This window comes from Streptomyces sp. SPB074 (assembly GCF_000154905.1).
Classification (GTDB): Bacteria; Actinomycetota; Actinomycetes; order Streptomycetales; family Streptomycetaceae; genus Streptomyces.
Window position 1 is genome coordinate 208,363 of record NZ_GG770539.1, and the last position, 6,424, is coordinate 214,786.

The 6,424-nt window shown below is 74.5% G+C and carries 3 protein-coding genes and 2 pseudogenes; 4 read left to right on the forward strand and 1 reads right to left on the reverse strand.

What is annotated here, in order from left to right; genetic code table 11:
• Window positions 1-856 (reverse strand): serine/threonine-protein kinase (locus SSBG_RS33970; RefSeq protein ID WP_234010703.1); only part of this gene is annotated, 856 nt, incomplete at its 3' end.
• Window positions 857-1,071: 215 nt separating this feature from the next.
• Between SSBG_RS33970 and SSBG_RS30470 the strand changes: the two are divergent.
• The 4 genes and pseudogenes from SSBG_RS30470 to SSBG_RS00930 all read left to right on the forward strand — a co-directional run.
• A pseudogene (locus SSBG_RS30470) lies at window positions 1,072-2,075 on the forward strand (IS5 family transposase).
• Window positions 2,076-2,333: 258 nt separating this feature from the next.
• A complete protein-coding gene (locus SSBG_RS00920) occupies window positions 2,334-2,984 on the forward strand; it encodes a PadR family transcriptional regulator (RefSeq protein ID WP_008744366.1) in 651 nt (216 codons plus the stop codon).
• 174 nt (window positions 2,985-3,158) lie between these two features.
• Window positions 3,159-5,930: a DEAD/DEAH box helicase gene (locus tag SSBG_RS00925; protein WP_008744367.1), complete on the forward strand. Its 2,772-nt coding sequence runs from the start codon at window positions 3,159-3,161 to the stop codon at window positions 5,928-5,930.
• Window positions 5,927-6,424, forward strand: a pseudogene (locus SSBG_RS00930) (hypothetical protein); the annotation flags it as partial. The gene SSBG_RS00925 and the pseudogene SSBG_RS00930, both read left to right, overlap by 4 nt.

Genomic DNA, 6,424 nt, shown 5'->3' on the forward strand with positions numbered 1-6,424 from the left:
GTCCTGCGGGGCCGGGGCGGGCCGCGCGCCTTCGTGCGGGGCGGGACGGGACGGCGTCGTGCCGCGTGGTCACGTCCCTGGTGCGCCCCGCGCCCGTGCCGTTCGCGCCCGCCGTGCCGAGGTCGGAGGGCAGGTCGCGCAGGAGCACGAGGAGTTCGTCGGCCGAGGGGCGGCGCTCGGGTTCCTTGTCGAGGCAGGACTCGGCGATCGCGCGCAGCGCCGGTGGCACGGCGTCGAGCACCGGCTCCTCGTGGACCACCTGGTAGGCCGTCATGTACGGGCTGTCGGCGTCGAAGGGGCCGTGGCCCGTCACCGAGTAGACGAGCAGGGTTCCGAGCGAGAAGACGTCGGAGCGGGGCCCGACGCCCCGGGGAGCCTGCAACTGCTCCGGCGACATGAAGGGCGGCGTCCCAATGATCCGCCCCGTCATCGTCAGCGTCTGCTGGTCGGCGGCGCGCGAGATGCCGAAGTCGGTGACGCGCGGGCCCTCGGGCGAGAGGACGACGTTGGAGGGCTTGAGGTCGCGGTGCACGACGCCGACGCGGTGGATGTCGCGCAGTGCCTCGGCGAGGCCGATGGCGAGCCTGCGCAGCTCGGGGCCGCCGAGCGGGCCCCGCGCGGCGAGGTGCTGGCTCAGCGTGTCGCCCTCGATGTAGCTCGTCGCCATCCACGGCTGCTCGGCGTCGGGAGCGGCGTCGACCACGGCGGCCGTGAAGGCGCCGCTGACGCGCCGGGCCGCCGCCACCTCCTGCCGGAACCGGGTACGGAACTCCTCGTCGGCGGCGAACTGCTGGTGGATGAGCTTGATCGCCACGGGCCGGCCCGAGCCCGTACGCGCCAGGAAGACCGTCCCCATCCCGCCCGAGCCGAGCCGCGCCTCCAGCACGTAGCCGCCGATCTCGGCAGGGTCACCGGCACGCGGCGACGCTCTTCCCGCCCTCCACTCCCCCGTGCGCCTTCGCCCCACGGGCCCGCGTCTCTCTCCGCACCCAAACTAGGGAGCGTATCGAGTCGTGATCAATCTGCGGGATGTGCCTTCGTGGCACGGTCTGGTCCGGTAGACCGTCGTACGTGACGCGAGTGCAACTGACCGACCCGGAGTGGGATTTCATTGAGCCGTACCTGCCGATCGGCGAGTACGGCCCGTACCCCGAGCGGCTGCGGCAGCAGTTCGAGGGCGTGATCTGGCGGTTCAAGACGGGCGGCCAGTGGCGGGAGATGCCGGCAGAGTTCGGCGCCTGGTCGACCGTCCACAACCGCTTCCGGCAGTGGCGTGACGCCGGGGTCTTCGAGGCCCTGCTGGAGGGCCTGATCGCGGAAGCCGCGAAGCGCGGTGAGGTGGACTTGTCCCTGGTCAGCATCGACTCCACCACCGCGCGGGCCCATCACGACGCGGCCGGCATGCACCTGGACGAGGAGGTCCTCACCGCTCTGGAGAAGGCTGCCGCCGAGGCGGAGAAGGCCAGGTCAAAGGGGGCGGCTGCGACGAACAAACCGGGCAGGAGGCCGGGAGCGATCCCGGGCGGGAAGAACGACGGCGCGTCCGGCGCCGACGCAAACTTCGGCTGAAGGCCGCCCTGCTCGGACGCTCCAGGGGCGGGCAGACCAGCAAGATCCATGTCGCCGGCGACCGGAGGTGCCGCCCGCTGGCGTTCATCCTGACCGAGGGGCAGGCCGCCGACAGTCCGCAGTTCATCCCAGTGCTGGGGAAGGTACGGGTCCGCGGGCTCGTCGGCCGTCCCCGCACCCGGCCGGACGCGGTCGCCGCAGACAAGGCGTACTCGTCCCGCGGCAACCGTGCCCACCTGCGCAAACGCCGTATCAAAGCGGTCATCCCGGAGAAGAAGGACCAGGCCGCCAACCGGAACAAGAAGGGCTCCCACGGCGGCCGGCCCGTCAGCCACAACGCAGACCTCTACAAGGAGCGGAACACCGTCGAGCGTCTGATCAACAAGCTCAAGGCATGGCGAGGCATCGCCACGCGCTACGACAAGACCCCCGACAGCTACCTCGCCGGACTCTACCTACGCGCCTCGATGATCTGGATCAAGGACCTCACACGAGCAGCCTCTTGATCACAACCGAATACGCTCCCTAGCGGCAGGGGCGGACCGGAGGGCAACGCGGGTGAGCCGAGCGCGCACCCGCGCCCGCTCCGGCACGATGCCACCGGCACCCGCGCCCCCTGCCCCGGGGCGCCCGCACCGGCACCACCACACCTGCCCGGCGCACGTCCCACCGGCACCACGGGCACCACCGGCGCCCGGCGCTCCCCTCCCCCGCTCCGCCTCCTCGGCTCCGGCGCGCCGCGCGCGGACCCGTATCCTGGCCGCATGTCAGCCATCCGTCTCCTCGTGCTGGGCGCGGTGCGCCGGCATGGGCGGGCCCACGGCTACCAGGTGCGCAACGACCTGGAGTACTGGGGCGCCCACGAGTGGTCCAGCGCCAAACCCGGATCGATCTACCACGCTCTCAAGCAGCTCGGGAAACAAGGACTGCTGCACGCGCACGAGATCGCGCCCTCGACCGCCGGCGGCCCGCCCCGGACCGAGTACGAGGTGACGGAACGGGGCACGGAGGAGTACTTCCGGCTGCTGCGCGAGTCCTTGACGGAGTACGACCAGAAGCCGGACGTGCTCGCGGCGGCCCTCGGTTTCCTCGTGGACCTGGAACGCGCCGAGGCGCTGGAGTTGCTGCGCGGCCGGGTACGGGCCATCCAGGAGTGGCGGAAGGCCGTGACCGAGTACTACGCGCCCCAGGACGGGCCCGGACAGTTCGGGCACATCGGCGAGATCATGAACCTGTGGGTGCACTCGGCGGACGCGGGCGCCGAGTGGACCGAGGGCCTCATCCGGCGCGTGGAGGACGGGGCGTACACGTTCGCCGACGAGGGCGACCCGTTCGCCGGGGTGCGCGCGGTAGTCGAAGAGGACGAGCCGAACCCGTACGCGAGCGGTGAGCGGCACCCCGGCGACAAGGGCTGAGGCAGCGCGCACGGAGCCGGAGGACACACGTGGCCCCCTGTAGTCGAATTTGACCAACAGGGGGAACCGGTCTAGCTTCCGCGCATCCCGGCCGACCGGCGGACGGGGCGGACGGAGCGGGGGACCCGGTACGCGGTCGCCTTCGAGCCGGCCGATCCTCCGCGCGGCGGGCGGGTGGCGTTCTGGGACCCGGACGGCGGGACTCCGCACGCGCCGCCGGGCGTCGAGCCGGAGCGCGCCGGGCTCGTCACCTCCGGCGGACGGCGGACGGTGCCCGTGCTGTGGCTCCCGGTCGGGGACGCGCTCCCGGTCCTGGCGCTGGCCCGGCGCCGCTACGGGAAGGACGACGCGGAGGGCGAGGGCACGGGGGCCCGGGCTGGAGCGGTTCACGACGCGGCGGCCTTCTGGGGCGCGGCGACCGCCTTCGCACTGCACCTGGTGGCCCGCGAACGGCTCCTGCCGGGCGTGTCCGAGGGCGGTCACGACGCCTGGCGGGTCGGGCCGCTCGACCCGGCCGACATGCTGCGGCTGCGCGAACTCGCCGCGGCGGCACCGCCGGAGGCACTGGCCGTTCCCGCCCCCGGCGGCGAACTCCTGCCGCCCGCGGACGGTGTGCTGCGCGCCTTCCTGGACGCCGTCGCCGACACGCTGCCGCGCACCCCGGCCGCCGAGGCGGCGACGGGCCGCGCGGCCTTCGCCGCCGTCACGCCCCAGCACGTGCCGGAGCTGCGGTCCTGGGCGGAGGAGATCGCGATCGGCGTGGACGCGGGAGTCCGGGTCTCGCTCGCCGTGCGGCCGGGCGAGGACGCGGCGGGCGCGCCCGTCGTACGGCTCGTCCCGCTCGTGTCCGATCTCGCGGACCCGACCGTCGAGGTGGCCGCCTCGGACCTCTTCGAGGGGGTCGCCCACCCGCTCGGCCCGCGCGCCCAGGCCGACACCGTCCGTGCCGTGCGCCGTGCCGCCGCGCTGTGGGAGCCGCTCGCGCGCCTGCTGCCGGTGCCCCGGAGCATCGATCTCACCGACGAGGAGCTGGGGCTGCTGCTCGGCGGGGCGGCGGGCCGGCTGCGGGCGCAGGGCGTCGCCGTGCGCTGGCCGGCCGGGACGAGCGGGCGGCTGAGCGCGCGGCCCGTGGTGGGCCTGGACCGCACGCCTCCGGCCGATGTGCGGGCCTTCCTCGGCGCGGAGGGCACCGTGGAGCTGCGCTGGCAGCTCTGCCTCGACGGCGATCCGCTGACGGACGAGGAGACGGCGGCCGTGGCCGGGGCGGGACGCCCGGTGGTACGCCTGCGCGGCGGTCAGGTGTTCCTCGATCCCGTACTCGTCCGCCGGGCAGGCGAGCGGCTGCCTCCGCTCACGGCGGTCGAGGCGCTCGCGGTCGCGCTCACCGGTCACGCCGAGATCGGCGGCACGCAGGTCGCCGTCGCCGACGGCCCCTGGCTGAGCGCCTTGCGCGCACTGCTGAACGCTCCGGCGGACGACAGCGCCGTCGAGCCGCCCGCCGCGCTCGCCGCGACGCTGCGCGCCTACCAGCTGCGCGGTCTCGACTGGCTGGCCCGGATGACCTCGCTCGGCCTCGGCGGCTGCCTCGCCGACGACATGGGCCTGGGCAAGACGGTCCAGCTCATCGCGCTCCACCTGCGCCGCCAGGAACACGCGGACACCCGCGCGCCGACGCTCGTGGTCTGCCCCGCCTCGCTGCTCGGCAACTGGGAGCGGGAGATCCGCAGGTTCGCGCCCGGTACCCCGGTGCGCCGGTTCCACGGCCAGGGGCGCGGCATCGAGGGCGCGGACGACGGTTTCGTGCTCACGACATACGGGACGATGCGCCTGGACGCGGAGCGGCTCGCCGCGCACCGCTGGGGGCTGCTCGTCGCCGACGAGGCCCAGCACGTCAAGAACGCCTCGTCCGCGACGGCCCGGGCGCTGCGGCTGATCCCCGCCGCCGCGCGGGTGGCGCTCACCGGGACGCCGGTGGAGAACGGGCTCTCCGAGTTGTGGGCGCTGCTCGACGACTGGACCTCGCCAGGGCTGCTGGGCACCTCCGCGCGTTTCCGGCGGCGCTGGATCGTCCCGATCGAGGCGGAACGGTCCGCCGCCGGTCCGGGCGGGGGTCCCGGGGCGACCGCCGAACGGCTCGCGGGACTCGTCCGGCCCTTCCTGCTGCGCCGCCGCAAGTCCGACCCGGGAGTGGCGCCCGAGCTGCCGCCCAAGACGGAGACCGACCATCCCGTCTCGCTCACGGCCGAGCAGGCCCTCCTCTACGAGGAGCAGGTGCGCGGCACGCTGGCGGAGATCCGGTCGGCCTCGGGGATCGCCCGCAGCGGCCTGGTCCTGCGGCTGCTCACCGGGCTCAAGCAGATCTGCAACCATCCCGCGCACTTCCTCAAGGAGCCGGAGCCGGAGCCGGGGCGGCCCGGCCGCTCCGGCAAGCTCGCGCTGCTGGACGAACTGCTCGGCACGATCCTGGCGGCGGACGGCGCGGTGCTCGTCTTCACCCAGTACGTGGCGATGGCGCGGCTCCTCGAACGGCACCTGCGGGAGCGGGGCGTCGCGGCGCAACTGCTGCACGGGGGCACGCCGGTGCCCCGGCGCGAGGAGATGGTCCGCCGCTTCCAGGACGGCGAGGTGCCGGTCTTCCTGCTGTCGCTCAAGGCGGCGGGCACGGGCCTGAACCTGACGCGGGCCGACCACGTGGTGCACTACGACCGCTGGTGGAACCCGGCCGTCGAGGCCCAGGCGACCGACCGGGCCCACCGCATCGGGCAGACGCGGCCCGTGCAGGTGCACCGGCTGATCGCGGAGGGCACGATCGAAGACCGGATCGCGGCGCTGATGGAGTCGAAGCGGGAGCTGGCCGACGCGGTGCTCGGCAGCGGCGAGCGGGCGCTGAGCAGGCTCGGGAACGACGAACTGGCGAGTCTGGTGGAGCTGAGGAGCACGCGATGAGCGACGGACGCGAGGAGCCGGCGCGGGGCTTCACCGCCTTCCCGGCCCACAAGGGCGGCCGGGGGCGCGGGCGCTCATGGTGGAGCCGGGCCTGGACGGAGGCGGTGGAGGACGGCAGGCCGCTCGGGGACTCGCTGCGCAAGGGGCAGGCCCTCGCCCGCTCCGGGCGCCTGGGCCCCCTGGCGGTGGGCCCCGGGCGGGTCGCCGCGCAGGTGTACGAGGACGCGGAGGAGCCGTACACCGTGGCCCTCGCGCTCGCGGAAGCGGACGAGGCGCGGTGGGACGCGCTCTGGGAGCGGGTCGCGGACCGCCCCGAGGAGACGAGGGCGCTGCTCGCCGGGAGTTGCCGCCGGGGCTCCTGGAGGCGGCGGAGGACGCCCGGCTGGGGCTGCTGCCCGGGTACGGCGAACTGGAGACCGGCCGCGGCTGCGGTCAGCCGGACGACCCGTGCCCGCACGCGGTCGCGCTCGCCCGGTAGTTCTCGTGGCTGCTGG

Excerpts from the sequence above, each read along its gene's own strand:
- SSBG_RS00920 (WP_008744366.1), top strand. The coding sequence starts at position 2,334 with ATGTCAGCCATCCGTCTCCTCGTGCTGGGCGCGGTGCGCCGGCATGGG.